The organism is Streptomyces sp. H27-H5, from assembly GCF_026627505.1.
GTDB lineage: Bacteria > Actinomycetota > Actinomycetes > Streptomycetales > Streptomycetaceae > Streptomyces.
This window is the reverse complement of sequence record NZ_JAPNLK010000019.1, coordinates 26,880-49,289: the sequence shown is the minus strand read 5'-3', so window position 1 is coordinate 49,289 and position 22,410 is coordinate 26,880. Positions and strand designations below refer to the sequence as shown.

39 protein-coding genes are annotated in these 22,410 nt (G+C 72.5%); 5 read left to right on the top strand and 34 right to left on the bottom strand.

Translation table 11 applies throughout. The features are described from left to right. Positions 1–88 precede the first annotated feature (88 nt). The gene (locus OTB19_RS12255) at positions 89–1,681 is read right to left on the bottom strand and encodes a hypothetical protein (protein ID WP_267798096.1); all 1,593 of its coding nucleotides are present in this window, start codon (positions 1,679–1,681) and stop codon (positions 89–91) included. A 150-nt stretch (positions 1,682–1,831) separates the two neighbouring features. Between OTB19_RS12255 and OTB19_RS12250 the strand changes: the two genes are divergently transcribed. Beyond that, the gene (locus tag OTB19_RS12250) at positions 1,832–2,326 is read left to right on the top strand and encodes a hypothetical protein (RefSeq protein ID WP_267798095.1); all 495 of its coding nucleotides are present in this window, start codon (positions 1,832–1,834) and stop codon (positions 2,324–2,326) included. A 66-nt stretch (positions 2,327–2,392) separates the two neighbouring features. Here the strand turns inward: OTB19_RS12250 and OTB19_RS12245 are convergent, their stop codons facing one another. The 11 genes from OTB19_RS12245 to OTB19_RS12195 form a co-directional block, all read right to left on the bottom strand. Further along, entirely contained in the window at positions 2,393–2,533 is a 141-nt protein-coding gene (locus OTB19_RS12245; RefSeq protein WP_267798094.1) for a hypothetical protein, read from the bottom strand. A 130-nt stretch (positions 2,534–2,663) separates the two neighbouring features. Then, positions 2,664–2,843 carry a hypothetical protein gene (locus tag OTB19_RS12240; RefSeq protein WP_267798093.1) on the bottom strand — a complete coding sequence of 60 codons (180 nt, stop codon included), beginning with the start codon at positions 2,841–2,843 and terminating at the stop codon, positions 2,664–2,666. Positions 2,844–2,929: 86 nt separating this feature from the next. Further along, positions 2,930–4,387: a hypothetical protein gene (locus OTB19_RS12235; RefSeq protein WP_267798092.1), complete on the bottom strand. Its 1,458-nt coding sequence runs from the start codon at positions 4,385–4,387 to the stop codon at positions 2,930–2,932. Beyond that, on the bottom strand, positions 4,384–4,788 hold the full coding sequence (locus OTB19_RS12230) for a hypothetical protein (RefSeq protein WP_267798091.1): 405 nt from the start codon (positions 4,786–4,788) through the stop codon (positions 4,384–4,386). The genes OTB19_RS12235 and OTB19_RS12230 overlap by 4 nt, the downstream gene beginning before the upstream one ends. Before the next feature lie 35 nt (positions 4,789–4,823). Then, entirely contained in the window at positions 4,824–5,876 is a 1,053-nt protein-coding gene (locus OTB19_RS12225; protein ID WP_267798090.1) for a hypothetical protein, read from the bottom strand. Next, positions 5,873–6,022 carry a hypothetical protein gene (locus tag OTB19_RS12220; RefSeq protein WP_267798089.1) on the bottom strand — a complete coding sequence of 50 codons (150 nt, stop codon included), beginning with the start codon at positions 6,020–6,022 and terminating at the stop codon, positions 5,873–5,875. Before OTB19_RS12220 ends, OTB19_RS12225 begins: the two co-directional genes overlap by 4 nt. Further along, a complete protein-coding gene (locus OTB19_RS12215; protein WP_267798088.1) occupies positions 6,019–7,218 on the bottom strand; it encodes a hypothetical protein in 1,200 nt (399 codons plus the stop codon). Before OTB19_RS12215 ends, OTB19_RS12220 begins: the two co-directional genes overlap by 4 nt. 87 nt (positions 7,219–7,305) lie before the next feature. Then, positions 7,306–7,494, bottom strand: a complete 189-nt coding sequence (locus tag OTB19_RS12210) for a hypothetical protein (RefSeq protein ID WP_267798087.1) — start codon at positions 7,492–7,494, stop codon at positions 7,306–7,308. Further along, entirely contained in the window at positions 7,491–7,643 is a 153-nt protein-coding gene (locus tag OTB19_RS12205; protein WP_267798086.1) for a hypothetical protein, read from the bottom strand. Before OTB19_RS12205 ends, OTB19_RS12210 begins: the two co-directional genes overlap by 4 nt. Continuing rightward, complete coding sequence (locus OTB19_RS12200) at positions 7,643–7,789, bottom strand: hypothetical protein (protein ID WP_267798085.1); 147 nt, start codon at positions 7,787–7,789, stop codon at positions 7,643–7,645. The genes OTB19_RS12205 and OTB19_RS12200 overlap by 1 nt, the downstream gene beginning before the upstream one ends. Continuing rightward, positions 7,789–8,343 (bottom strand): hypothetical protein, encoded by a 555-nt coding sequence (locus tag OTB19_RS12195; RefSeq protein WP_267798084.1) that lies wholly within the window; start codon positions 8,341–8,343, stop codon positions 7,789–7,791. The genes OTB19_RS12200 and OTB19_RS12195 overlap by 1 nt, the downstream gene beginning before the upstream one ends. 214 nt (positions 8,344–8,557) lie before the next feature. Here OTB19_RS12195 and OTB19_RS12190 point away from each other — a divergent pair, with 214 nt between their 5' ends. The 3 genes from OTB19_RS12190 to OTB19_RS12180 all read left to right on the top strand — a co-directional run bounded on the left by OTB19_RS12190 (position 8,558) and on the right by OTB19_RS12180 (position 11,137). Further along, positions 8,558–8,878, top strand: a complete 321-nt coding sequence (locus tag OTB19_RS12190) for a hypothetical protein (RefSeq protein WP_267798083.1) — start codon at positions 8,558–8,560, stop codon at positions 8,876–8,878. Between the two features lie 361 nt (positions 8,879–9,239). Continuing rightward, positions 9,240–10,811, top strand: a complete 1,572-nt coding sequence (locus tag OTB19_RS12185; RefSeq protein WP_420716830.1) for an ISL3 family transposase — start codon at positions 9,240–9,242, stop codon at positions 10,809–10,811. 104 nt (positions 10,812–10,915) lie between these two features. Continuing rightward, positions 10,916–11,137: a hypothetical protein gene (locus tag OTB19_RS12180; RefSeq protein WP_267798081.1), complete on the top strand. Its 222-nt coding sequence runs from the start codon at positions 10,916–10,918 to the stop codon at positions 11,135–11,137. A 135-nt stretch (positions 11,138–11,272) separates the two neighbouring features. Here OTB19_RS12180 and OTB19_RS12175 read toward each other — a convergent pair whose 3' ends face one another. The 17 genes from OTB19_RS12175 to OTB19_RS12095 form a co-directional block, all read right to left on the bottom strand. Further along, a complete protein-coding gene (locus OTB19_RS12175) occupies positions 11,273–11,728 on the bottom strand; it encodes a hypothetical protein (protein WP_267798080.1) in 456 nt (151 codons plus the stop codon). A gap of 214 nt (positions 11,729–11,942) precedes the next feature. Further along, positions 11,943–12,314: a hypothetical protein gene (locus OTB19_RS12170; RefSeq protein WP_267798079.1), complete on the bottom strand. Its 372-nt coding sequence runs from the start codon at positions 12,312–12,314 to the stop codon at positions 11,943–11,945. After that, a complete protein-coding gene (locus tag OTB19_RS12165) occupies positions 12,311–12,736 on the bottom strand; it encodes a hypothetical protein (protein WP_267798078.1) in 426 nt (141 codons plus the stop codon). The genes OTB19_RS12170 and OTB19_RS12165 overlap by 4 nt, the downstream gene beginning before the upstream one ends. Beyond that, positions 12,733–13,335, bottom strand: coding sequence for a hypothetical protein (locus OTB19_RS12160; protein ID WP_267798077.1), 603 nt, complete (start codon positions 13,333–13,335; stop codon positions 12,733–12,735). Before OTB19_RS12160 ends, OTB19_RS12165 begins: the two co-directional genes overlap by 4 nt. Further along, positions 13,332–13,640, bottom strand: a complete 309-nt coding sequence (locus OTB19_RS12155) for a hypothetical protein (RefSeq protein WP_267798076.1) — start codon at positions 13,638–13,640, stop codon at positions 13,332–13,334. Before OTB19_RS12155 ends, OTB19_RS12160 begins: the two co-directional genes overlap by 4 nt. After that, on the bottom strand, positions 13,637–13,957 hold the full coding sequence (locus OTB19_RS12150; RefSeq protein WP_267798075.1) for a hypothetical protein: 321 nt from the start codon (positions 13,955–13,957) through the stop codon (positions 13,637–13,639). The genes OTB19_RS12155 and OTB19_RS12150 overlap by 4 nt, the downstream gene beginning before the upstream one ends. 1 nt (position 13,958) lies before the next feature. Continuing rightward, positions 13,959–14,318, bottom strand: coding sequence for a hypothetical protein (locus tag OTB19_RS12145; protein WP_267798074.1), 360 nt, complete (start codon positions 14,316–14,318; stop codon positions 13,959–13,961). After that, the gene (locus tag OTB19_RS12140; protein WP_267798073.1) at positions 14,315–14,767 is read right to left on the bottom strand and encodes a hypothetical protein; all 453 of its coding nucleotides are present in this window, start codon (positions 14,765–14,767) and stop codon (positions 14,315–14,317) included. Before OTB19_RS12140 ends, OTB19_RS12145 begins: the two co-directional genes overlap by 4 nt. Beyond that, positions 14,764–15,036, bottom strand: a complete 273-nt coding sequence (locus OTB19_RS12135) for a hypothetical protein (RefSeq protein ID WP_267798072.1) — start codon at positions 15,034–15,036, stop codon at positions 14,764–14,766. The genes OTB19_RS12140 and OTB19_RS12135 overlap by 4 nt, the downstream gene beginning before the upstream one ends. Before the next feature lie 57 nt (positions 15,037–15,093). Beyond that, positions 15,094–15,978: a hypothetical protein gene (locus OTB19_RS12130; protein WP_267798071.1), complete on the bottom strand. Its 885-nt coding sequence runs from the start codon at positions 15,976–15,978 to the stop codon at positions 15,094–15,096. 15 nt (positions 15,979–15,993) lie between these two features. Further along, entirely contained in the window at positions 15,994–16,176 is a 183-nt protein-coding gene (locus OTB19_RS12125) for a hypothetical protein (protein WP_267798070.1), read from the bottom strand. Between the two features lie 69 nt (positions 16,177–16,245). Beyond that, entirely contained in the window at positions 16,246–16,599 is a 354-nt protein-coding gene (locus OTB19_RS12120; protein ID WP_267798069.1) for a hypothetical protein, read from the bottom strand. 101 nt (positions 16,600–16,700) lie between these two features. Further along, positions 16,701–16,913, bottom strand: coding sequence for a hypothetical protein (locus tag OTB19_RS12115; protein WP_267798068.1), 213 nt, complete (start codon positions 16,911–16,913; stop codon positions 16,701–16,703). Further along, on the bottom strand, positions 16,910–17,140 hold the full coding sequence (locus OTB19_RS12110; RefSeq protein WP_267798067.1) for a hypothetical protein: 231 nt from the start codon (positions 17,138–17,140) through the stop codon (positions 16,910–16,912). The genes OTB19_RS12115 and OTB19_RS12110 overlap by 4 nt, the downstream gene beginning before the upstream one ends. Continuing rightward, positions 17,137–17,619, bottom strand: coding sequence for a DUF6011 domain-containing protein (locus OTB19_RS12105; protein WP_267798066.1), 483 nt, complete (start codon positions 17,617–17,619; stop codon positions 17,137–17,139). Before OTB19_RS12105 ends, OTB19_RS12110 begins: the two co-directional genes overlap by 4 nt. Positions 17,620–17,642: 23 nt before the next feature. Beyond that, entirely contained in the window at positions 17,643–18,530 is an 888-nt protein-coding gene (locus OTB19_RS12100; RefSeq protein WP_267798065.1) for a hypothetical protein, read from the bottom strand. A 12-nt stretch (positions 18,531–18,542) separates the two neighbouring features. Beyond that, positions 18,543–20,045 carry a hypothetical protein gene (locus OTB19_RS12095; protein WP_267798064.1) on the bottom strand — a complete coding sequence of 501 codons (1,503 nt, stop codon included), beginning with the start codon at positions 20,043–20,045 and terminating at the stop codon, positions 18,543–18,545. A 220-nt stretch (positions 20,046–20,265) separates the two neighbouring features. Here OTB19_RS12095 and OTB19_RS12090 point away from each other — a divergent pair, with 220 nt between their 5' ends. Next, positions 20,266–20,493, top strand: coding sequence for a type II toxin-antitoxin system prevent-host-death family antitoxin (locus tag OTB19_RS12090; RefSeq protein ID WP_267798063.1), 228 nt, complete (start codon positions 20,266–20,268; stop codon positions 20,491–20,493). An 8-nt stretch (positions 20,494–20,501) separates the two neighbouring features. On the opposite strand, the gene OTB19_RS12085 is transcribed toward OTB19_RS12090, so the two are convergent. From OTB19_RS12085 to OTB19_RS12065, 5 genes are all read right to left on the bottom strand, one after another. After that, on the bottom strand, positions 20,502–21,011 hold the full coding sequence (locus OTB19_RS12085; protein ID WP_267798062.1) for a hypothetical protein: 510 nt from the start codon (positions 21,009–21,011) through the stop codon (positions 20,502–20,504). Between the two features lie 85 nt (positions 21,012–21,096). Then, positions 21,097–21,480 (bottom strand): hypothetical protein, encoded by a 384-nt coding sequence (locus tag OTB19_RS12080; RefSeq protein WP_267798061.1) that lies wholly within the window; start codon positions 21,478–21,480, stop codon positions 21,097–21,099. Beyond that, on the bottom strand, positions 21,477–21,725 hold the full coding sequence (locus OTB19_RS12075) for a helix-turn-helix domain-containing protein (protein ID WP_267798060.1): 249 nt from the start codon (positions 21,723–21,725) through the stop codon (positions 21,477–21,479). Before OTB19_RS12075 ends, OTB19_RS12080 begins: the two co-directional genes overlap by 4 nt. Then, complete coding sequence (locus tag OTB19_RS12070; RefSeq protein ID WP_267798059.1) at positions 21,722–21,943, bottom strand: hypothetical protein; 222 nt, start codon at positions 21,941–21,943, stop codon at positions 21,722–21,724. The genes OTB19_RS12075 and OTB19_RS12070 overlap by 4 nt, the downstream gene beginning before the upstream one ends. Then, positions 21,940–22,290 carry a WhiB family transcriptional regulator gene (locus OTB19_RS12065; RefSeq protein ID WP_267798058.1) on the bottom strand — a complete coding sequence of 117 codons (351 nt, stop codon included), beginning with the start codon at positions 22,288–22,290 and terminating at the stop codon, positions 21,940–21,942. Before OTB19_RS12065 ends, OTB19_RS12070 begins: the two co-directional genes overlap by 4 nt. Between the last annotated feature and the right edge of the window lie 120 nt (positions 22,291–22,410).

The following is a 22,410-nucleotide window of genomic DNA, read 5'->3' as shown; positions in this document are numbered from 1 at the left end:
CAACATTAGGATGCAATGTCAAGTTGCGTCACGCGGGGAAGCCGGCCCCCGTGGGGGCCGGCGGGTTCGAAGGTCGAGCGGGCGAGGATCAGCCCTGACGCTGGTCCTGGGGGACGTGGGCGAACAGGCAGTGAGCGGACCGGCCCATGCGCTCCGTCTCCCAGCCGCGCGTCTTCATCCGGTACTCCAGGCAGTCCAGGGCCGCGCCGTCCAGGGGGGTGTCCCGGCGGATCGCCTTGCCCCGCTCCAGCCAGTACACGGTCACCCGTCCGTCACCGCGCGGCTTGACCACGTAGCCGCGCGTCTGCTGCTCCTCCTCGGTCGGTGCGCTGATGTCGTGGCGGTCGGTGAGGCGGGCGAAGGCCATGCCGTCCAGCGCGCCGCGCGCGGCGAGGACGTCCGGGTGCTGGACGTGCTTGGGGAAGCATCCGTCCGTGGCTCCGTCGTGCTGGACGACCACCCCCTCCAGGACGCGGGGGGCCGGGAGCTGCTGCGCGGGCGCCTCGCCGGCGGCGGGGAGGGCCAGGGGGGCGGCCTCGCGGGCGGCGATGCGCGCGGCGACGAGCGGGGGCACCGGCGCTCCGTAGCGGCGTGCCTCCTCGGCGGTCCGGTCGTCCATCCTGGCCCGGTACTCGGCGGTACGGGCCACGGCCTCGGTGGCTCGCCGTGCCAGGCGAGAGCCTTCGCTCTCCTGCGCGAGGGCGCGGCGCCGGGCCTGCCGCTCGTCGTCCATCACGGCCATGGGGAGCAGGGCCTCCGCGCCCGAGCGGTACGCCTCCAGGCCCCGGGCGAACGTGCCGGACGGGGTGATCCACCCGAACCGCGCGGTGCTCTGGGGGGTGGACTGCCAGGTGTACCCGAGGAACTCGCCGGCCTCGGTGTAGGCGGGCTGGAAGTCCTGGGCCTCGGGGAACGTGCCGTTCACGATGCCGCGTGCCTGGTCGGGCATGAGGCGGGGGAGGGGGGAGGGGGTGACCCAGGCGCGGAACATGCTCGGTCCGCCGTAGGTCTCCATGCCTGTGATCGTCCAGCCCAGGGCCTCCAGCGTGCGGGCGGCGTTGCGGCCGGGCCCGTACGGCAGCTCCTTGTCGAGCACGGGCACGGGGTCGCCTTCCATGGTCACCGTGATGCGCTGGACGGGCTCCTCACCGCTGGTGTCGGTCACGTAGTCCGCGAGGAAGCGGAGCGCGACCGGCGGGGCGATGCGGTCCAGGGCCGGGGCCGGGTCCGTCGGCTCCGGGGCGTCCTCCAGGTCCATGTGGATCCGGAGGCCGGTCAGGGTGGTGTGCGTGGTGCCGGCGCTGCCGCTGAACAGCTCCCGGATCTCTCCCCGCTTGTACGCCTCTCGGAGTTGCTCGATCTCCGCCTCCCCCTCGGCCTGGGTCAGGTAGGTGGTGGTGCCGTTCTCGGTGCGCCGGTACCGCTTGGTGGTGGCCGGCGCCTTGACGGCGCGCTCGGGGGCGCGGCCGACCCAGTCCGCGCGCCGGATGCGGGCGGTGGCGCCGAGCTGGTTGCCGTCGCAGGTCACCGTGACCGTCTTGTCCGTGACCTGGGTGACGGTGCCGGTTCGCCAGAACAGGCCCGCGCCGGTGCGGCCGGTGTCGCGGGTCAGGAAGCGGATGCCGTCGCCCTTGGCGAAGTCCTTGAAGTCGGCGGGCCGGTAGTCGGTGGTCTCGGTCATGGATGCCTCCGTGGTGCGGGGTGGGCTGTGCGCCCTTCCAATACGCACAGTGTTGCACCTCTCAGTTGCAACGTCAAGTTGCAACTCGGTGGGGATGTTGGGGCGCGATCGGCGGTACCGCGTTGCAACCTGATGTGGCACACTGCCCCCATGGCGACCCACACCCCCGAACAAAGCGCGCTGGCAGAGCTTGACCGGCTGACTCGCACATTCACCCAGGCCACCACTCGCCTGGACGAGGCGCGCGAGGCCCTCCACGAAGGCATCGTGCGCCATCTCAGGGCGCGCAGCGCACCCCCCGGCAAGCTGGCCGACCACACCCCCTACGACCGAAACCACGTCGGACGCCTCGCGAAGGGCGCCGGAATCCCCCCGCTCCGGGGCCCGAACGCGGGACCGGCGCCGGAGTACGACGAACAGGTCGAGGCGGCGGCTCTGGCCGAGCTGGACAAGCTCACGGCCGCGTTCACACGCGCGGAGGCCAAGGTCGAGGCCGCGCGCGCGCCGCTCCAGGAGGCCATCGTCCGGCACTACGCGGAGCGCACCCTCACCCCCGGCGTGATCTCCGCTCACGTCCCCTACGACCGGAACCATGTCGGACGCCTCGTGCGCGCCGCCGGTGTGCCGCCCGTGCGGGGCGGCTGACCACCGGACGGAGGTACGCGAAGGGGCCGCGCGGTGGAATGCGCGGCCCCTTCGGCGTGTCTCGGGTCAAGGTCGCCGCGGCTGCTCCGGGGTGCCGGAGTGCGCCCGGATGCGGGCGATGTCCACCTTTGCTCGCGCGATGACGGTGACGACCGCCACCCCGCACCCGCCGAGGAGTACCGCCACGAACGCGCTCGTACCCGCCATGTCTCCGCCTCTCGGTCCCGCACAGTGCGCCGGGGAGCGTACCCCTACGGGAACGCGGCGAGGGCCGCACGCGGGGAGACGTGCGGCCCTCGGGGGAGTGTCCGGCCCGGCTCGGGGGCGGGTCGGAGGTCTACCCGTGCCGGTACAGGATCAGGATGAAGATCACGGCGAACATGATTCCCCCGCCGACCCACTGGTTGCGCGGGATGTCGGCGAGGTCGGCGAGGCGGAACGGGGCCGGCTCCGGCTCGGCGTTCGCCCGCGCGCAGCAGCAGCACTGCCCCGGGTGCGCGTCCTTGTCGTGGCTCATGTCCCCTCCCGTGAATCAGATCACCCCCATCATGGCGTACCTCCGTGATCCACTGCTACACCCCGGGGCCGGGCGGGCACCCTGTGTCAAGGGCCGGTCCACTGTTCGATCTTCGACGCGGACGGTCCACGGGTGGGATCCGGGACGCACCGGAATCCCCGCTGGATCTCCTCCGGGGTCCATGTCCCGCTCTCTTCGTCCGCTCTCCGGGGGGCGGGGAGAGGAGTGGAGAGTGCGGAGATCTTCGCAGGTGGGGAGGGGTGGAGAGTGGGCGGAGAGTGGTCCGGAGAGTCCTCCTGGGCGGCCCCCGGGGAGGGGGTCAGTGCGGGGTCTGTTCGGTGCACTCCGGACCGCCCCGCGACACCCCGCGCGCGGAAGGTACGGGTGGGGTCGAAGCCCGCTGCGAGGAGGTGCTCGCGGAGCTCTTTGTCGGTGGCCTGGGAGAGGGCGGGGAGGCCCTCCCGCATGAGGGGCCGGAGGACCGCCAGGTGCACCCCGTTCTCACCCCCGATCGCCTTCCGGATGAGGGCGGTCAGGGGGTCCTCGCGGGGGGCCTCGGGGGCCTCCTCCTCGACCGGTTCGGGGAGCTGTTCGGGGGTGTCCTCGGGGGGGTCGGCGGGAGCCGCGGCCGGGAGGTTGGCGGGGGCGCCGACGGGGGTGCCGGTGGGGGTGTCGGTGGAGGATGCCTGGCGGCGGAACAGGCGGGCGGCCCAGCGGGGGGTGTCGGGGGTCGGGTCCTTGGACACCTCGGGGGCCGGCTGGGCGGGTGTCGTGGGGGTCTTGTCGGCCGCGGCGGCCTTGCCCTGGGCGGGGACCTTGGCGTCCTTCTCCTTGACTCCCTTGCCCTTCTCCTCGCCCTTCTTCGCGGGGTTGCTATCCGGAACCTGGATGTGCCCGCCGGCGGCCATGGCGAAGATCAGGATCGTGATCGCGATGGTGACGTAGGGGGCCGCCGGGAACTGCTGGCAGAGCTTGGCCACGCAGAACACGCAGAACGCGGCGCCGATGAACCGGACGCCCAGACCCCCCTTCCCGAAGCGCCCGCACAGCCATCCGGTGATCAGGACGAGGATCACGCCGATGCCCCGGCAGTACCAGGCGATCATGCGGCCGGCCTTCCTGATGCCCTGGCCGAGGGCGCGGAACAGCGGGGGGCCGGCGGTCTTTCCGGCCTGGACGGCAAGGGGGCCCAGGGTCCGGCCGGCTTCCACGGCGAGAGGGCCGAGGGCGGCCAGGGGGCGAGGGTCGACGTACGGGAGGAGGTTGGGGAGGGTCATGCAGCGGCCGGCCGCGGCGTCCTCGAACTCCCCCGCCTCCTCGTCCAGGCCCTCGTCCTCGTCGTCCTCCTCCCCCGGCTCCTCGTCGTCGGGATCGTGGTCCTGGACGTCGTTGTCGTCGGACTCTCCGGGCTTGTGGCCTGGGGGTTCTGCGGGGAACAGGTCGGCGAGGGTGGGGACCAGGACGGGCCGGTCCCCCGGCGCCGGTGCCTCGTCGGGCTCGGGCTCGGGGTCGGGGACGGCGCGGAGGTGGGCGGCGGGGCTCATCCGGCGAGGCCGTTCATGAGGTTGGCGATCCTGTCGGCGAGGACCGAGAACGCGCCTCCGGAGCCCTGCGCCACGTAGAAGTACACGATGCCGACAACGGCGACCTCTCGTGTCGACAGCTTCTTGTACAGGATGTAGCCGGTCAGGAACAGGCCGATGCCCGCCATGGTGGTCTTCGCGACGACTTCGCCGAAGAGGCCCAGGAGCATCTGGATGAAGTCCGACACGTAGGTGAACGGGACGCCGGCGGCGTTGTAGGCGGCTCCGGCGACGAGGGCCAACAGGAGGGTCCACCACCACCCGAGGGGCTTGACCTTTCCGCCGGTCTCGGTGCCGAAGTAGAGGAAGCCGGTCAGGCCGATGGCGAGCCCGGGTGCGCCGAATGTGGGGAGGAGGTCCATGCTGCTCTGCTGCTTCCGGTCGAGGAGGAGGGTGGTCAGGTGCCCGGGGTGCCGTAGTAGAGGACGCCGATGATCATGGAGACGAGCGGTACGCGCGCGGCCCAGGCGAACAGGGGGAACCAGTGGCGCGCCTTGTAGTCGAAGACGAAGCACCCGAGGGCGACGCCGTACCAGATGACGACGTAGGACGTCGTCCAGGAGTGGTAGGTGTCGACCAGGAAGGCGACCTCGGCGGTCCAGAACTGGGGGACGCCGATGTAGAGGCCGGCGCCGAGGGCGCTGCCGTTGTAGAGCAGGTGCCGCGTCTTGGGCGGCATGCCCTTGATCGAGTCGTACAGGGACTGCTTCGGGGTGTCCGAGTCCCGGGCGTAGACGGGGCGCCGGTAGTTCTTCTCACCGTTGCCTCGCAGGCCCCAGCGGCGGCGGACGGCGGCCGGGACCTGGCCGGCGGGCTGGCCGTCCTTGCCGTCCTCTCCCCCGTCGGCCTCCTCGGCGACGTCGTCCAGCTCGTCATAGTCGTCGGGGACCGGGAGCTGGGTCTGGCAGTCCGCGCACCAGAAAGCGACGAGCTGGTTGGTGGGCTGTGCCCGGACCTCGTGCGGGGTGCGGTGCAGGCACCCGGAGCCGGCCGGAGGGGGCGTGCCCTGGGGGCTGTGGTTCCAGGGGGGCGCGGGGGTGGGGGCAGGCTCCGGGGTGGGGAACAGGTCGGTCTTGCAGTCCGGGCACCAGTGGGGGACGACCTCGCCGGTCTCCTGAATCTTGAAGGTGTACGGCCTCGGGTGCCGGCATGAGGGGGAGGCCACGGCGGTGAGGGCGTCGAGGTCGAGAGGCCCCTCCCACCAGTTCGGGACGCGGTGCCCGTCCGGCCGGGCGTCCCGGCCCACGAGGGGGGCCGGGACGGGGGCCTGGGCGGGGATGAGCGGGGGGGCCTCGGGCATGGGAGGGGTCTCCGGCTCGTCGTGTTCCGGCTCCTCCTCGTCCCCGTCCTCGTCCTCGTGCTCGGCCGGGTCGGGTTCGGGGCGACGGAACTGGAAGACGTCGCGGATGCGGAACGGCTCCTCGGTGGTCTCCTCCTCGGTGTCGCTCACCAGGACCCCCAGTCCCAGAGGGCGGCGACGAGGGCGAGGGCGGCGATGAGGCCGCCCAGGAAGCGGATGTGTTCCGTGCGGGCGCACAGTGCGGCCATGAGGCCGACGAGGCCGGCGGCGAGGTTGAGGTAGGGGTAGATGATCATGACGCCTTCTTGTCGCGGAGCTTGGCCTCGATCCGCCGGCGGGTCCGGGGGACGGTCGTCTTGTTCGCCGGGTCCTCGCCGTGCGCGGCGACCACGAGCTGGATCAGGGCCTCATCGGTGATGTCGGGTTGCGCGGCCAGGGCGGCGCGGATGGTGTCGGACTTGAAGGGGCCGCCCACGGCGTGGAGCGCGGGGCTCTGGGGGGCGGTCGCCGGCGGAACGGGAGCGGTGGCCGCGGCGGGCGTGGCGGCCGGAGCCGGGGCGGCGGGGACGGGCTGCTCGAAGGTCTGGACGGTCACGGCAGGGACCGGAGGGACCGGCGTCGCCAACACCTGCGCGGGCGCCGGGGTATGGACCACGGGAGCCGGGGCCGGGACAGCCGGCGCCGCGGCCGGGGCCGACACCTGGACGACGGGCGCGGCCGCGACCGGGGCGACGGGGGCCGCGGCCGGGGTGGTCGAGGTCTGAACGACCGGCGCCGCGGCCTGGGTGGGCAGGCTGTGTCGCGCGGCTTCCGTGCCCGACAGGATCGCGTCGGCTGCCTGGTACTCCGCTCCCCCGACCGCCCGCTGGTACGCGGCACGGCGGTTCAGGCGCCGGACCCGGGCGGAGAGGAGCGCACGCCCGGCAAGCTTCTGTTCCTGCTCCTGCACCCAGTGGGCGACGCCCGCGTCGAGCGGGACGGCGTACTCGCGCAGGAGCAGCCACCACGAACCCTTGGCGATGAGGTCGATGCTCGCGCCGAAGCCTCCCGCCCATGGCTGCTTGAGCGTGTGCCCGTACGCGAGGACGGCCGCCATGCTGAGGAGCAGGAAGAACCAGCCGGCGAACTTCGCGGGGCGGCCCCGCTCGGGCACGGTGCGGTTGCGCCACTCGATGGCCGTGCAGAACAGCCAGGCGACGGCGAAGCAGGAGCCCATGCCATAGGCGAAGACGGCGGGAACCATCGGCTTGAGGAGGCCCCCGATGCTGGCCGTTCCGCCGCCCATGGCCACGACGGTGAAGCCGACCGCGACCCAGGTGACGCCGCGAAGGGCCACCTCGTCCCAGTCACGCGGCGGGACCGGCTCCCAACCGACGTACTCCACAACGCGGGTGGAGGGGACGCCGTCGATCTCGGTCGTCTCCAGGCGCTGCAAGGTGACCCTGCGGAACTCCACGCCGTCAACGCGCGGCTTCTGGTCGGGCTGGTCCATGGGGGTGGTGCCTCTCTCATCGCGAGACGGGGATGGGCCGGCCCACCCCCCGGGGAAGTAGGGGGCGGGCCGGCCTGAGGGCCGCCGCTATCGGGTGCGGCGGCGCTCCTCGACCTCCCACGCCTCACCGGCGCGGGCGGCCTCGGCGACGCCTTGGGCGCGCCGCTTGCGGGTCTTCGCCTGCTCCTTGCGCGCCTTGCGCTCGGTCGCAGACTCCTGGCCGCTGTAGGTGGTGGATGCGGTCTGGCGGTCGTTGCCGCCTCGAAGCCACTTCATCGGATCGGGTTCCCGCCGTTGGCGGGGGTGGTCGAGGCGCCCAGACCCGGGCGGTCGGCCGCCCAGTCCTGCCGGTCGGCCTGCGCGCGCTCCAAGACCTCGGCCGCCGTTGCGGTCGCGTCCTGGTCCACGGGGGTCTTATCGGTCATCAGACCCTCGCCTTCCGCGCGTCGACGGCGGCCTTCGCGGCCTTCGCCTCGGCGGCGGCGATGGCCTGCGGGTCCCGCTGGGGCGCGCCGGCCGCGTACGTCTTCCGGGCCTCGGCGAGGAGCTGCGCGGCGGTCTCGGATGCCATCAGACCGTCACCTCCCCGGCCGCGGCGGGCACGAGCGCGGCACGGGCGGTCTGGTTGTAGCCCTTGCACTTCCCGCACACCCACTGGCCGCCGTCGCGGCGCATGGCGCGCCCGCAACAGGTCGGCGCCGCCGACTTGTCCGGCCCCGGCTGGGTCGGGATGGACGGCCTCTTACCGGGCGTCGGCTCCGTACGAGGACCCGGGATCCCGGTGATGCGGGGGATGGCCGGGTCGTTCGGGCCACTCGGCCAGTCGTGGCCGGCCTCCACGACGACGTTCCGGATGTGGAGCACGTACTCACCCCGCGAGATACCGGCGTACGCCGCCGGCATGACGGCCATCGCCACCCGCGCGAGGGCCGGAGCGTCCCGCGCCTCCCGCCGCTCCACCAGGTGGTACGCCTCGGCGGTCACGCGAACCAGAAGGTTCGCGGTCGCCACGGCGTCGGCCGGGTTCACCGTGCGGAAGTGCTCCCCCACGGCGACCAGGACGGCGGCTACGAACGCGTCCGGGCGGGCCGGGGGCGTCGCGGGAATCTGATCAGTACAGTTCATGCGTCAGCTCCTGTTAGTGGCAGGTCTGGCGGCCCGGTACGTGTGCGACCACGTCCGGGGTTGAAGGCGGTGCCCGGAGTGCGACCTCCGGGCACCGCCCGTTTCAGCAGCCCCGGCTTACTGTGTGCGACCACATCAGCCGGGGCTTTCTGCTGATGTTGAGAGACTAGCGACTAATTTGCGTGAACGCAAATAAGTTGGAAGGATGGGTGTCATGTCCGACTCCCCCGAGGGGGCTCCACGCGTTGAGGAGCAGCCGACATTGGTGTCCATCCCGGAGATGCCCGCCCACCTGAAAGCGGCCGGGCTCAAGAGCGTTGGCGCGGCCCGGATCAGACAGCTCGCCAAGGAGGCTGGGTTCCCGGGCCCGGTGTACGAGCGCGGCCGGCTTCGGCTCTGGGACCTGGCCGCCGTGCTTCGGTTCTTCGAAGACCGGACGCTGCGTCAAGGGGAGCGGACAGACCTCAAGGCCAAGACGTCTCAGGAGGATCTGCCCCGTGACCACAGAGATTCAGGACGGCCCGCCGGCGCGTAGCGAGGAGCGGCGCGCGGCGGTCTACCGGCTGTACGGCGCCGACGGCGCGCTGCTCTACATCGGTTCGGCGTACGTCCCGGCCGAACGCTGCAAGCGCCATCGAGATGCCTCGTGGCGGCCCCAGGCCGTACGGCGGGTTGAATGTGTCTGTAAGCACTTGAGCCGGCACCGGGATACGGAGTTCTTTTGGGGTCTGGCCCAAGTTGTGTGAGACGGCTACCCGTTGTAGTCGTTGATCTTGCTTGGGATGGCGTGAAGGTCGCCCGGATTTCGCTCCTCGTATGGCCGACGTGCTCGACATTCGGTCGCCGTGAGCGAAGATCTCTCTGCGGTGCAAGAGCTGCTGTTTCCCTCGAACGCGATGATCGTGATCACGTCCGTCGAGACAGACGGCGAGGAGATACGTGTCGAGGCACGGTGCACCGCGAGCGGTGCCTGCTGCCCGACGTGCGGGGACTGGTCGGCTCAGATCCACGCTGCCTACCAGCGTTTCCCCACGGATCTGGCCTGTGGTGGGCGGCCGTGTGTGGTGGTGCTGAGAGTCCGCCGGTTCGTCTGCGCGACCTCGACCTGTCCGCGGCGTACGTTCGTCGAGCAGGTACCGGGGCTGACCAGGCGCCATGGCCGGACCACCGAGCGTCTGCGCTCCACGATGAGCAAGGTCGGGCTCGCGCTCGCCGGGCGGGCAGGTGCACGCCTCGCCGCGCATCTGGGCATCGTGACCAGCCGCAATACGCTGTTACGGCGGGTGATGGACTTGCCCGACCCGGCACCGACCAAGCCCCGCGCCGTCGGCGTCGATGACTTCGCCCTGCGACGCGGCCACGTCTACGGAACGGTCGTGATCGACGCCGAGACCCACCAGGTCCTCGACCTCCTGCCCGAACGCGACGCCGCTACCCTCGCCCCCTGGCTCGCAGCCCACCCCGGGATCGAAGTCATCTGCCGCGACCGGGCCGGCGCCTACGCCGAGGCGGCCAGCACCGCCGCACCGCAGGCCCTCCAGGTCGCCGACCGGTTCCACCTCTGGCAGAACCTTGCCTCCGCTGTCGAGAAGACGGTGGCTGCCCACCGTGCCGGCCTGCGTGACCTGCCACAGCCTGCCCCCGAGCCGGAACCGGTCTGGGAAACACCGAGCGGAGAAACTGCTGTTCAGAACGGTGAAATGGACGCGCCGACCGGCAAGTTCGCCGAGCGGGCCCGCATGCACCACGCTCTCGTCCACGAACTCCTTGCCCAGGGCATGAGCCTGCGGGCCGTTGCCGAGCATCTGGGCTGGGGCCGGCACACCGTCCAGCGATACGCCCGCGCCGCGTCCTGGCAGAACATGGTCAAGGGTCGCAAGCGGCAGCTTCCCAGCAAGCTCGATCCGTTCAAGCCCTACCTGGCCGCACGCTGGGCCGAGACCGGTGGACGAGTGACCGTCCTCGCTCTCTTCCGGGAGATCCGCGCCCGGGGATTCCGTGGCCACTACTCCATCGTCTGCGACTGGATCCGCCGCGACCTTCCCCAGCGGGGAGGCTTCACCCCGGCTCCGCCACCACCATCGGTACGGCAGGTCACCGGCTGGCTCACCCGGCACCCGGCTACCCTGACCGAGGAGGACAAACTCCATCGCAAGGCAGTCCTCGACCGCATCCCGGAACTGGCCTCCGCCGCCGAGCTGACCAGCTCGTTCGCGGAGATGCTCACGACGCTCGACGGCTTGCGCCTGCCCGAGTGGATCACTGCGGCGACGACGTCGGGCCTGCCCGGGATCAGCACCTTCGCAGCCGGTCTGGAGGGCGACTTCGACGCGGTGACCGCCGGGCTGACCACTGACTGGAATTCCGGCCCGGTCGAAGGAACAGTCAACCGGATCAAGATGCTCAAACGGCAGATGTTCGGCCGCGCTGGGTTCCCGCTTCTCCGGAAACGAGTCCTCCTCGCGTGACTCAGCGTCACCGTCTCACACAACTTGGGCCAGACCCCCAAACAAGTGCTTACAAACAGGTTGATGAATGGCAGGGCTCGCGAGCTCACGCCTACCACGCCGAGATGGCGGCGATCGAGGACGAGGCTCCGCTTCACAACGCCCTTGGAACCCCGGCCTATCGGGACGAGTGCCGTCGCCGGGCCCGTGAAGAACCGATGCACCGCGCGCGCATCATGGCCGGCGTAGCAGCGGCCAACGGCGCGCCGAGGAGCGTGGTCGACGCCGTCCTACGGGGCGAGGTGAAGTCCTACGGGCGGCGGTCGGGCGTAGTCCTGTTCGACTGACTTGACGGTGGCCACGGCCGGGGGGCGTGGACGTCCCCCCGGCCGCTACGGGCCCAACCGTGCGCGGGAGAGTACAGCACCAGCCCTCCACCGGGATGTCGGTGGAGGGCTGGTGTGCGTTCCGGGGTGGGTGGGTCAGTCGCGGCCGGGGGCGGCGATGGCCGCGGCGAGGGTGATGCAGCCCTTGTGCCACGCCTGGTCGAGGAGGGCGCCGGCGCGGTGGTCGTTGGTGAGCCATCCGGTTTTACCGATGCGGTGGGCGGCGCGGACGAGGGTGGGGGCCTGGTCGGTGGTGTTGGTCCAGTGGCCGGCGCAGCGATCTGCGGCGTAGTGGGTGGCGGCTGAGAGGGCGAGTGCGGCGGCGGCGCGGGCGGGGTGGAGGCGTAGGTCGAGGTAGCGGTTCGCGGTGTAGAGGGCCGCGGCCTGGGTGAGCGTGTAGGTGGAGACGTGGCGGAGGCAGGCGGTGGCGCCTTCGCGGCCGGGCTTGCCCTTGGTCTGGGCGTCGGTGTCGCTCTGGATGATGTAGTCGGCGACCTCGTGGGCGCCGGTGAGCAGGGCGTATGTGGCGGCGAAGCGGGCAGCGCGGGACATGGCTTCTCCTGGTGGGGTGGGCCGGCGGGGCGCCGGCCGACTCAAGGGTGGCGGGGTGCCGGGCGGTGAAGTGTCCGGTACTGGGCGGTACGCGTGTGCGGTGCGTCACAGGGTGTGCGCGGAGCGTGTCCGGATATGGGTGTGCCCCGCCCGGGGGGCCGGGCGGGGCACTGGGGCGCTGTCCCACGGTGGGGAGCGTAGCCCGTGGTGGTGATCAGTTGTGGCGTTTGGGGGGTGGTCCGTAGGGGCTGGCCCAGGCGGGGCGGTCGCAGGGGTTGCCGGTGGTGAGGCGGTGGGCGGCGTGGGCGAGGGCGCGGGTGAGGTCGGCCATGGTGCGGGCGGCGGTTTCGATGATGGGGCGTAGGGCCTCGATCACGGCGCGGGCGGGGGTGAGGGTCTCGGTGAGGAGGTGGGCGACTTCGAGGGTGACGAGGTGGGTGTGGGGGCCGACTTCGCCTCGGAGGGCCTGGTCGACGGCGCGGGCGGCTTCATGGGCGGTGAGGTCGCGGTGCGTGACGAGGCGAACGAGGAGGACGCGCATGGCGAGGGCCTCGGTGTGGGCGGGGGTGTCGGTGATGGGGGTCATGCGGGGTCCGTTCGTTGGGGGACGTCGAAGGCGCCGGCGATGGCGGCGGCGCTCTGGGCGCGGCGGGTGGCGGGGGTGCGGGCAGGGGGCGGGGTGTCCGCCTGGGGTGTCCGGCCGGTGTCCGGGCTGTGCTGCCTGGTCTCGCGGGCGATGTGGGCGAAGGCTTCCGCGACGGCGGCGCCGAGCTGGTGGCGGGGGACGCGTGCCCGGTACTCGATGCGGACACCCTGTCCGGTGTCCGTGTCCGCCCTTGCCCGGGAGGTGTCCGGTGTCCGGGGGGTGTCCGTGTCCGGGGGTGTCCGGCCGGTGTCCGGGGTGTCCGGGGTCCGGGGTGTCCGCCGGACAGGGGAGGGCAGGGCGCCGGGGGGTGTCCGCCTGGTGTCCGCGCTGGTGGGAGGCTGGGGCTTGGGGTGGAGCCTCATTGGGGGGTCCCTTCGTGGAGGATGCGGGGGGTGGGGTGGTCCGTGGTTTTCGCGTCCTCGAGGTGGTCGTCCGCCGGGGGTGCGTCGTGGCGGTGGCGGATGTTGAGTACGGCCAGGAGGGCGCCGGCCATGTGCTCGGCGCATGCGGGGGACAGGTCCAGGGCCCACCCGGCGTGGGATGCCTCCAGGAGGCGGGCCAGGGTGTCGGGGGTGACGTCGTGCGGGGCCGGGCCGGTGGGCGGGGCGACCGCTTCGTCCCAGCAGTAGTCACAGCGCCAGCACTGCCGCTCCAGCCGCTCCCCCTTGACGGACGGCATGAACGTCTGGCGGTCCTGGGTGCTGTGCTCGCCGCGCCGGCGGTAGCGGGTGATCGCCGTGTCGTGGGCGCACTTCGGGCAGGGGGTCTCCTCGCCGGTGTACGAGGGGAACCGGTCGTCCGCGCGGGGCGGGGTGGGCGGGAGGAGGCCGAGGACAGCCGCGGCGAGGGCGGCGCAGTGGCCGGCGGGGTCGGTGTTGATGTTCTGCTCGACGCGCTCGTGCCAGGTGGTGAGCAGGGCTTCGGTCAGGCGGTCCAGGAGGGCGGTTTCGTGGTCCGTCATGTGGGGGTGTCCGTTTCTCGGGTGGGCCGGTGCGGGTCACGGGCCGGGGTCGGGGGTGGGGGGTGTTCCTCGTGCCAGGAGCGGCGGTTGGCGGCGGAGCGGCGCGGGTGGAGCGTCCACACGGTGATCCAGGCCAGGAGGATGACGGGGGCGGCGGCCCAGAAGGCGGGGGAGGTGCCGGCCTCTTTGGTGACGGTGTCCTGGGCGCAGGACAGGAGCCGGGCGGCGGGCCTGGTCCGTCCGGCCGCGTAGCCGGTGAGGGCGGCGGCGGACAGGGCGAGGGCGGGCAGGATCGGGAAGTTCACCGGGGGTTGTCTTTCTCGCTCCACCCGAACGGGCTCTCGCCCTGGTCGGTGTCCACGACGACGGCGGCCAGGGCCTGGAGGCGGGTCGTGTCTGCCGCGGCCGGGTTGGTGATGCCGTGGCGGGCGAAGGCCCGGACGGTGGGCGGGTCGGTGAGGAAGTGGTCGAGGGAGTCCAGTTCGGTGTCCCAGTCCTCTTCCTGGAGGGTGGCGATCAGGTCGGCGAGGATGTCCTCGCGCTGGTCTGCGGGGGTGCCGGCCGCGATGAGTGCGCGGGCGACGGGGTCGAAGATGCGGTGTCCGGCGGAGCCCCAGCCCATGTCAGCTCTCCTCGTGGTCGTGGACGGGGCCGGCGGTGAGGCAGGCCCAGGTGTGGAAGTTGCCGAGGGTGGTCCACCACAGGTGGCAGTCACACATGGAGTCCAGCTCGGCGCGCATGATCGCTTCGGTGTCGCTGGGGAAGGTGTGGGGGCGGGGTCGGCGGTCGCGCATGGCGGTGGCCTGGGCGCGGGCGTTGTGGAGGATCTCCCGGCCGGCCGCGGCGAGGAGGAGCAGGGCGGCGGCGTAGAGCGCGAGGGCCTGGCCGGGGGTGTTGTGGTCGAGGGCGCGGGCGGCCAGGTACGTGACCCATCCGAAGGCGGTGATGTAGAGCGCGGTGAGGCAGAGCGCGGGGCGGGTCACCTGGACCGTCCCCCGTTGCCGTGCTTGGCGAGTTCCAGGGTGGAGATGACGGCCATGTCGTACAGGGCGGCGGTGGCCGCGCCGAGGTCGTCGTTCTCCTCGCGGAGGCAGCGTTCCGCGAACGCGTCGAACAGGGCGTAGGCGGCGGGCCGGTCGCCGTTGGCCTGGGCGGCGAGGAACTGGGCGGCGAACCGGATCGGGGGCGGCAGGTCGTCGGCGGACCCCTGCTTTCCGGTGTGGATGTCGGAGACGGACAGGCCGAAGAAGTGGCGTTCCGGGTGGTGTTCGCGGGAGGGCAGGGACGCGACCTCGGCGAGCACCGACAGGACGGCGACCATCATGAGGGGGGACTCGCAGATGAGCGGCTGGAGGTCGGTGAGGCCGCCCTCCCGGTCGCCCCTGACGCCCTTGGCGATGGCCTGGGTGGTGGTGGTGTAGGGGGCGGTCATGGGGTGGGGGGCTCCTTGCCGGTGTCGGTGATCCAGGTGCCGAGGGCTTCGGCGTAGGCGGTCTGTGCGGCGGTGGCGGCCGTCTTGAGGCGGTCGGCTTCCGCGCGGAGGTCGGCGAGGTGCGGGGCGTGGGTGTCGACCTGGCCCTGGAGCCACGGCGGCATGATGGCGACCAGCTCGGGCAGGGTCCGGCCAGCGCGGCCGGATCCGGGGTCCAGGCACAGGGCGAGGAACGCGCGGGCCTGGGCGGCGGTGTCGAGTCGGAGCATCAACGGGTCCTCCGGTAGGGGCCGCCCCGCACGGGGGGCGGGGCGGCCGGGGGGTGGTCAGGCGTGGTGTCGGGGGTTGAGGTCCAGGGACACGGTGGTGATGGCCATGCCGGTGCTCGGGTCGATCAGGGGGAGGAGGCCGGCGGCGACCGCCGCGCGGAGCCAGTCCCGGCCCTCGCGGATGCGGGCGTCCGGGTGGTCCTTGCCCAGGACCAGCCAGTCGGTGCGGGTCTTGCCGGTCGCGAGGCGCCAGTAGGCCTCTGCCATGCGGCGGGCGCGGTTGTCGGTGTAGTGGACCTGGGCGGCGTCGAGGTCGCGGAACGGGCGGGCGGCGTCGGCGTCCTGGCGGGGCGGCCGGATGTACTCGGTGGCAGCGTTCGCGGCCGGGTCGATGAGGTCGATGAAGTCCCGGGCCAGACAGGCCGAGCAGCCGTCACAGGCGCAGTCGAAGCCGTAGCCCTCGGACAGCAGGTGCGCGCGCTGCTGTGCGGCGAGTTCGCGGGCGTGCTTGGTCAGCAGGTCGGCGGCCCACTGGCGGGCGGCGCTGGTGCGGCACCCTGCGTCCTCGTAGACCTCGGTCAGCTCCTGGAAGGCACTCTGTCCGGCGGCGTCGTGGACGGCCGGCTCGTGGACCCGCCACCGCTGGGTGACCACGGGCACGGACACGACGCGGGTCGCGGTGACGGTGTCGCCGTCCCAGCCGTGGGCGTGGGGGCCGGGGCCGGTCTCGTAGTTTCCGGCGTCCACGGGGGCCTCGTACAGGACGGAGTACGTCAGCCCGTCGTCGGCGAGGAAGACGGCCCGCCGCTGCTGGCTGTACTTGAGGGTCTGCACGTGCTCGTCGGCCAGCAGGGTCTCGGACCCTTGGACGTCCTGGGGGCTGTCCGGGGGCACCTGGTAGGCGGCGAGTTCGGCGGGGGTGAACGTACGGGTGGTGGGCACGGTGGGCCTTCCGGGTCAGAGGGTGAGGAGGTCGACGGCGGCGAGGGCGAGGGACTGGCCCTCGGGGCACATGTCCGGCACCTGGGCGGCCGGGGTGCAGCGGCTGCAGCCCGTGCTGATGTGGGCGTTGGCGGCCCGGAGCGCGGTGAGCGCGGCGTCCAGGGCGGCCGGGGCCGGCACGGTGAGCGTCAGGTCCAAGGGGGTGGGGTCCTTTACGCGAGGGGTGCGGGGGCGGCCCGCCCGGGAGCGGGGCGGGCCGCCGGGAGGTCAGGTGCGGTTGTGGATCTCGCGGGCGACGTCGACGCCGGGCCAGTTGTCCAGGCCGGCGGCCTCCAGAGAGGCCAGCCAGGCGGCCCGCTCTTCCAGGTCGGTGACGTGGGCGGGGTCGAGCTGCCCTGCCGCGGCCAGGCACGCGGCGATCACCACCGGGTTCGGGACCCTGCTGGAGAAGGTGACGGTGGCGGCGTCGGGCACGTCCAGGTCACAGCCGCCGGCCTCCGTGGTGATCTCCCACACGGCGCCGGACGGGTGCTTGAGCAGGTGGCCGAGGCGTCCGGCGGTGCCGGTCCAGCCGGCGGCTTCCAGGGCTTCGGTGACGGCGCGGCGGTGTTCGAGGGTCATCGCGTACTCCAGGTCTGCGGGCGCGGGGCCCGCTGTGGGTGGGGTTGTGGCAGGGTTCCGGGTGCGGCCCGCCCACCTCTTATGGGCGGGCCGCGTCCGGGTCAGAAGCAGCCGTCACAGGTGCAGTGGGTGCGGAACAGGCGCTCGGTGCCCTGCTCGTCCCGGCGGAACGAGGAGCCGCAGCGCGGCGAGGGCCAGTGGTCGACGGGGGTGCCCCGGACGCAGGACGGGCAGGCAGCCGGCCGCGGCTGGACCCGGTCCTGTTCGCCGACCTCGGCGCGGGTGAGGGCCGGGACCTCGTACGTGTCGCTCATTCGGTGATCTCCAGTTCTGCGAGCGGGAGTCCGCTGTCGATGTGGGAGTGGAGTTGGCGGAGTCGGGCCAGGGCGTGGCTGTCCACGCGGTTGAGGGCGCGGGCCGCTGCCGGGGTGAGCTGGGCCCAGCAGGCGGGGCACAGGTACATGCGGGAGGGCTTCGGGGTGCGGCAGGCGCGGCACGGGGTGGCCGTGTACGCGCCGCGCGGGAGGGACCTGCCGGTCATCGGGGGCCGTCCTCGGTCGTGGCGAGCTGGGCAACGTGGGCGCGTCCGACTGCCGGAGTGCAGAACCGGGCCAGGACTGCCGGGTCCATGCCGGCCCTGCACTCCGGGCCGATCCCGTACGTCTTCGACGTCTCGTCGCGGAGCGCCCGGCCGCAGGACCAGCAGCGGATGGAGAAGGTCGAGAAGCGGCGGCGGGCGTCGTCCAGCTCGGCGAGGATCGCGTCGATGATCTTCGTCATGTAGACGCGGCGGCTCTCGGACCAGGCCGCGACAAAGCGGTCGCGTTCCGCCCGGTCCTCGGGGGCATCGGCGCGGAGGGGGATCGCGGGGCCGAACCACGCCTTCGCGGGCCACGCCTTGAGGCCGTTGGTCTTCGGGGTGATCGCGCGGCGCCAGTACGTCATCGTTGTGGAGTCGTCCGGGTCCGGGATGGCGTAGTAGCCCTCCGGGATCGGGTTCATGTCGGGCCAGATGGTCATCAGGTGGTCTCCAGGGTCGGGGGTCAGCCGGTGGCTCGTGCAGCGCGCTTCTGGTCGCGCTTGCAGGCCAGGCAGTACGGGGCGCCGGCGGTCTCGTACCGGCCGTGGACGGCCTGGTCGTGGCCCTGCTGGCAGTGGGCGGGCGGGGCGGGCAGGCCGCGCAGGGCGCGGATCTGGGAGCGGATGAGCATGCGTCCGGGCGCGTCGTCCACGTGGGCCGGGGCCATGCACCCGGGGTAATCGCATTCGGCGCGGACCGCGCCGACTGGTGCCCGGCCCGTGCGCTGGGTGAAGGCGATCCCGGCCGGGGTGACGGACCGTTCGCGGAACCGCATGACCGGCGTCCTGGAGGGTCCGCCGCGCTCCCCCAGCCATTCCAGGTGGCCGCCGTCGACCTCGCGGACGAGGGACTTCCACTTGTCCAGCGCGGTGGCGAACACCGGGGCCACGTAGGTGATGCCGGCCTCGGCGCGGATCCGGCGGACGGCGGCCGGGTCGGCGTGGAGGAGCCGGGCGATCTCCTCGCTGGAGTGGTCCGCGAGCAGGGCCCGGATCGCCGCGTCCTTCGGGTGACCGCCCTTCCAACGGGTCGTGGTCGCCGGGATGGTGGACGGGCCGATGCCTCGTTCCTCGCGGACCCGGGCCACGGTGGCGACGTCGGCGCCGGTACGCCGGGCGATCTCCGCGTTGCCGTACCCCTCGTGCAGCAGCACCCGAATGGTGTGCGCCTTCGGGTGGGCGGGGTACGCCCAGTTGGCGCGCGGCACCGGCGGGATACCGGCCGCGGCACGGATACGGGCAACGGAGCTGGCCCCGACGTTCAGGCGCCGGTGGATCTCGGCGTTGGTCAGGCCCTGGCCCAGGAGCTGCCGGATCTCGGCGTCCTTCGGGTGGGGGCGGAAGTTGGTCACGGTCGTCTCCTCCTAGAACGGGGCGGGGGTCTTCGCGGCCTTGGCCGCGCGGGCGGCCCGGTACGCGCTGCTGGGGCCGGCCTTGCAGTGCTCGGGCTCCGGCTCGGCCGGGGCCTCGGGCTCGGGGGTGCCGTTGATGTGGGCGGCGCCCCGGTCCAGCTCGACCTGGCAGTCGGAACACACCCGCGTGTCGGGGACGTCGTCGGGGAACGGGTGGTCACACACCACGCACTCCTCGACGTCGCGGTACAGCCGCGGCGGGCGATGCCGGGGTACCGGCTTGCCGGCGATCCGGTCCGCGCGCCGCTGCTCGACGCGGGTCACGCACGCCTCACAGACGGCGCCGGTGTGGATGTTGGTCCCGTCCTCGCACCAGTCCTCGGGGCAGTACGGGGTCCGGCGTAGCAGCTCCTCGACCACGCCCAGCGGCGAGCGGAGGCCACCGTCGTGGTGGTCGCGGTCGTACCCGTACGAGATCCAGCGGCGGGCGGCACGCTCCCCCAACTGCGCCGGCGACCGGAGCATCAGCGACTCCGCGATCACCTGCCGGTTCGCGTTCGGGAGGTGCCCGTACGGGAACTTCACGGCCAGGACGGCGCGCAGCTCGGGCGGCAACAGGCGCTCGGTGGCGTAGATCGCTTCCCGGAGCTCCGGCGGGAACGGGCTCGGCTTCCGGGCACCCGTGCCCCCTGCCGGCGCCTGCTTCCCGCCTGCCGGTCGCTGCGCCGGAATCGAGGCTCCCACCCCACCCGACCGCTGCCGACCCCGCACGCCCCCGCCTGCCGGTTCCTCACCAACCACATCAGCAACAGGACCAGTCGGGTCCGACGCGGCGTAGCCGCTGCTCGACTCGTCGCGCGCGCTACTACCTGCACTAGTCCTACGGACGTCACCAGCGCTACGCGCCGAAGGCGCTGGGGTTTGTTGTTCCTTGTTCTTGTTAGGAGTTGTTGTTGTTACTGACCCGGATTCGGGTTCCACGCCTACCCCCGATTGAGGGCACACGGCGCCACCTGCGATAACGCCGGCAGCGGCCTCCGTCAGCCCCTCCGCCGTGGAGTAGATCTGCGACATGAGGAGGTGCCCCGTGAATCCTGGAGGCGGGTTGCGCCGGAGCCGGTAGACGTTCCGCTGCTCGGGACCGGTCCCGTTGGGGACCTTGATCACGACCAGCGCCTCCACCTCGATCAACAGGTTCGCGAACGGGCTGATCTTGTCGGCGCGGGAGTACCCCATGAGCGCGGCCAGGGTGTCTCTCGTCGGCCAGACGTACCGGTCGTCACGGCTCATGGACAGGTGCATGGCCAGGAAGTTGTAGAGCGCGATGGCGCTGGCCTTCGTTGCTGGCCGGGGTCCATCGAGGGCTGCAATAGCCAGGGGGACCCAGTGGGGGATCTGGACGAACGGCAGCTCGTCCAGGGCCTCCAGCTCGAACGGGTCGTCCGGGTTGGGGTCGGCAGCGCGGGCAGCGGCGACCACGGCGGCGATGCCACGGGCCCGGTCGTACGCCTTCAACGGGACCCCCCGACGGTGAGGCGTGAGTGCGTGTGCGTCACGGGCGCCTCGTCTCTCTACTGGGGCATGGGTGGGGGGAGAGTCAGGAGCCGGTGGACTGAGGCATGCGCCGCCGTTGGCGATCTTGACTCTCGGCTCGAACTGTACAACACGACGCAATGCCATGTGCGCGTTCCCGTCGGACATGCACGTTCGGCGGGTCGTCATGTACGCTCGATCTATGAGTCAGTCGCAGGAAGTCCAAGTTGGCGTTTCCGACGCCCGTGCGAATCTCACTGAGGTCATTGCTCGCGTCCGCCTTGTCGGGGAACGCATCCTGCTCACGCGCCGCGAGAAGACGCAGGCCGTCCTTGTGTCTGAGGGCTTCTACCGCCAAGCCCTGGAAGACCGGCGCACCGTGGCCGCCCTTCGCGGACGGACGCCGGTCGAGGAGCAGCAGGCCAGCTGATCCACGGCTCACGCGAGGCCGTCCCCACCCGGGGCGGTCTCTTCGGCGTGCGCGATCATCGCGGCGTAGGCCTCGGCCTGCCGGTCCCGGTAGACGGCCTCCTCCAGCAACCTCCACCGTTGGTCCAGGCGTGCCCGTTCCTCCGGGGAGCGCACCACGGCCCGGGTGAAGACGGACGTGACCCGGGCCGCCGGCGCGCACCAGGTCGGGAAGTAGTCCTCGGTGGACCGCTCGACGTCGCCGACGAGCTCCACGACGTACAGGTCCCCGGCGGCGAGGGACGAGTAGAAGCGGGCGTACCCCCGGTCCGAGGTGACGTACACGCGGTCCGGCCGGCCGGTCGGCGGCTCCAGGCTGCTCTGCCCGGAGGCCAGATGGCGCTTGCCCTGCTCGCGCGCGGCGCATGTCGGGCACCCGTCCACGGTCCGGTTGTGGCCGGGCTCGATGAGGTCGCCCAACTGGAGGCCGGCGGCGCCCCCGTGGAAGAGGCGCGGCAGGGTGGCGGGGTCGATGGGCACGAGGGCTCCGTACGGTCGGGCGCGGGCGAGGGCGCGGGCGTGGGGGGTGGGGCCCGGGGCTGGTGGGCCCCGGGCCGGAGGTGGGTCAGTCGTCGCAGAGGTCGAAGTCGCGGTGCCCGGTCTTCTTGCTCTTGCTGGGGGTGGGGGTGTGGGGCTGTTGCACGGCCGGCGCTTCGAGGACCGGGGCGGCGGCGGTGGGGCCTGCCGCGGCCGGTGCCTTGACGGCCGGGACCTTCGGGAGGGTCGGCGCCTTGTCCAGGGACGGGGCCTTGACGGCCGGCGCCGCCGGACGCGGCGGTGAGGCCGGGCGGGCGGCGGCGGACAGCGCGGACAGTCCGCACGGTCCGTCCTCGTCCTCGTCGCCGGCGGCCGTGCAGGCGTCCAGGACGAGGAAGAGCAGCGCGACCGTGACGGCCACGATGATCGCGCCGGTGACGGCCTGGACGATCCGCTCTCGTCCCGCGTTCACTGGCCCGCCACGGTGGCAGCGCGGGCGGCGGAACGCGCCCCGCCCCGGCCCCGGAGCTTGACGTCCGCCTCCAGGAGCATCTTCCGGGCGGTGCCGTACGACAGGTCCCCCGCGAGAGCCACCGCCCGGATCGAGGCGCCGTCCCGGTAGGCCTGGGCAATGTCCGCCCGCAGTTCGGCGCGCTTCTCCCCGGACAGTCGAGACCGGTACCGGCTCAACGGGCGGGCGGCGGAGATGGTGCTCATGGGTGTTCCTCTCGATCGGTGAGTCGTTCGTTCTCGTACGCCTCGGCCTGGTCGGCGATCTGCTGCCGGATCGCCGCCTCGGCGCACAACTTGTGCGCGGGGTGACGGGCGGAGTCCCGGAGGTTGGTCGGCCGGCCGCAGTACCGGCACGGCAATTCGCGCTCGGACCAGTGCCGGCCGTCCCTCCAGTTCAGGACCCCGGTCGGGGGGCGGGTCAAGCTGCTGCTGCGGCCGGCGCCCCGACATCGGCCGCCTCCTCGACGTCCGTCGACTCCTGGGCCCGACGACGCAGGAGCAGCCGCTCCCGCTCCCCCTCGTCCAGACCGCCCCACACCCCCCACTGCTCGCCGCGCTCCAGCGCCTCGACCAGGCACGGATGGATGACCGGGCAGGTACGGCAGATCCGCTTGGCCTCGGCGGTGTCCTCCAGGACGGCGTCCTTCTCGCCCTCGGGGAAGAACACCAACGGGTTGCCGAGGCGGCATGCCGCGTCTTGATCCCAGTGCGGCGGGCGGGGGTTGGGCGCGTGGCGGGTGTCGGGCCAGTAGCGACCGGGACGGGGCATCAGCGGGCTCCTCTCTCCTCGTGTCCGGACAGCCCCGGACAGGTGTCCTCGGACCTGTCCGGGCACGTGTCCGCGCAGGTCAGGTGTGATGGCGTGTCCAGGGGCGGACAGGTGCCCGCC

Bases quoted from the DNA above. Each gene is read 5' to 3' on its own strand.
- OTB19_RS12255 (WP_267798096.1), bottom strand. From the start codon at position 1,681: ATGACCGAGACCACCGACTACCGGCCCGCCGACTTCAAGGACTTCGCC.
- OTB19_RS12250 (WP_267798095.1), top strand. From the start codon at position 1,832: ATGGCGACCCACACCCCCGAACAAAGCGCGCTGGCAGAGCTTGACCGG.
- OTB19_RS12245 (WP_267798094.1), bottom strand. From the start codon at position 2,533: ATGGCGGGTACGAGCGCGTTCGTGGCGGTACTCCTCGGCGGGTGCGGG.
- OTB19_RS12240 (WP_267798093.1), bottom strand. From the start codon at position 2,843: ATGAGCCACGACAAGGACGCGCACCCGGGGCAGTGCTGCTGCTGCGCG.
- OTB19_RS12235 (WP_267798092.1), bottom strand. From the start codon at position 4,387: ATGAGCCCCGCCGCCCACCTCCGCGCCGTCCCCGACCCCGAGCCCGAG.
- OTB19_RS12230 (WP_267798091.1), bottom strand. From the start codon at position 4,788: ATGGACCTCCTCCCCACATTCGGCGCACCCGGGCTCGCCATCGGCCTG.
- OTB19_RS12220 (WP_267798089.1), bottom strand. From the start codon at position 6,022: ATGATCATCTACCCCTACCTCAACCTCGCCGCCGGCCTCGTCGGCCTC.
- OTB19_RS12215 (WP_267798088.1), bottom strand. From the start codon at position 7,218: ATGGACCAGCCCGACCAGAAGCCGCGCGTTGACGGCGTGGAGTTCCGC.
- OTB19_RS12210 (WP_267798087.1), bottom strand. From the start codon at position 7,494: ATGAAGTGGCTTCGAGGCGGCAACGACCGCCAGACCGCATCCACCACC.
- OTB19_RS12205 (WP_267798086.1), bottom strand. From the start codon at position 7,643: ATGACCGATAAGACCCCCGTGGACCAGGACGCGACCGCAACGGCGGCC.
- OTB19_RS12200 (WP_267798085.1), bottom strand. From the start codon at position 7,789: ATGGCATCCGAGACCGCCGCGCAGCTCCTCGCCGAGGCCCGGAAGACG.
- OTB19_RS12195 (WP_267798084.1), bottom strand. From the start codon at position 8,343: ATGAACTGTACTGATCAGATTCCCGCGACGCCCCCGGCCCGCCCGGAC.
- OTB19_RS12190 (WP_267798083.1), top strand. From the start codon at position 8,558: ATGTCCGACTCCCCCGAGGGGGCTCCACGCGTTGAGGAGCAGCCGACA.
- OTB19_RS12185 (WP_420716830.1), top strand. From the start codon at position 9,240: ATGATCGTGATCACGTCCGTCGAGACAGACGGCGAGGAGATACGTGTC.
- OTB19_RS12180 (WP_267798081.1), top strand. From the start codon at position 10,916: ATGGCGGCGATCGAGGACGAGGCTCCGCTTCACAACGCCCTTGGAACC.
- OTB19_RS12175 (WP_267798080.1), bottom strand. From the start codon at position 11,728: ATGTCCCGCGCTGCCCGCTTCGCCGCCACATACGCCCTGCTCACCGGC.
- OTB19_RS12170 (WP_267798079.1), bottom strand. From the start codon at position 12,314: ATGACCCCCATCACCGACACCCCCGCCCACACCGAGGCCCTCGCCATG.
- OTB19_RS12165 (WP_267798078.1), bottom strand. From the start codon at position 12,736: ATGAGGCTCCACCCCAAGCCCCAGCCTCCCACCAGCGCGGACACCAGG.
- OTB19_RS12160 (WP_267798077.1), bottom strand. From the start codon at position 13,335: ATGACGGACCACGAAACCGCCCTCCTGGACCGCCTGACCGAAGCCCTG.
- OTB19_RS12150 (WP_267798075.1), bottom strand. From the start codon at position 13,957: ATGGGCTGGGGCTCCGCCGGACACCGCATCTTCGACCCCGTCGCCCGC.
- OTB19_RS12140 (WP_267798073.1), bottom strand. From the start codon at position 14,767: ATGACCGCCCCCTACACCACCACCACCCAGGCCATCGCCAAGGGCGTC.
- OTB19_RS12135 (WP_267798072.1), bottom strand. From the start codon at position 15,036: ATGCTCCGACTCGACACCGCCGCCCAGGCCCGCGCGTTCCTCGCCCTG.
- OTB19_RS12120 (WP_267798069.1), bottom strand. From the start codon at position 16,599: ATGACCCTCGAACACCGCCGCGCCGTCACCGAAGCCCTGGAAGCCGCC.
- OTB19_RS12115 (WP_267798068.1), bottom strand. From the start codon at position 16,913: ATGAGCGACACGTACGAGGTCCCGGCCCTCACCCGCGCCGAGGTCGGC.
- OTB19_RS12110 (WP_267798067.1), bottom strand. From the start codon at position 17,140: ATGACCGGCAGGTCCCTCCCGCGCGGCGCGTACACGGCCACCCCGTGC.
- OTB19_RS12105 (WP_267798066.1), bottom strand. From the start codon at position 17,619: ATGACCATCTGGCCCGACATGAACCCGATCCCGGAGGGCTACTACGCC.
- OTB19_RS12090 (WP_267798063.1), top strand. From the start codon at position 20,266: ATGAGTCAGTCGCAGGAAGTCCAAGTTGGCGTTTCCGACGCCCGTGCG.
- OTB19_RS12075 (WP_267798060.1), bottom strand. From the start codon at position 21,725: ATGAGCACCATCTCCGCCGCCCGCCCGTTGAGCCGGTACCGGTCTCGA.
- OTB19_RS12065 (WP_267798058.1), bottom strand. From the start codon at position 22,290: ATGCCCCGTCCCGGTCGCTACTGGCCCGACACCCGCCACGCGCCCAAC.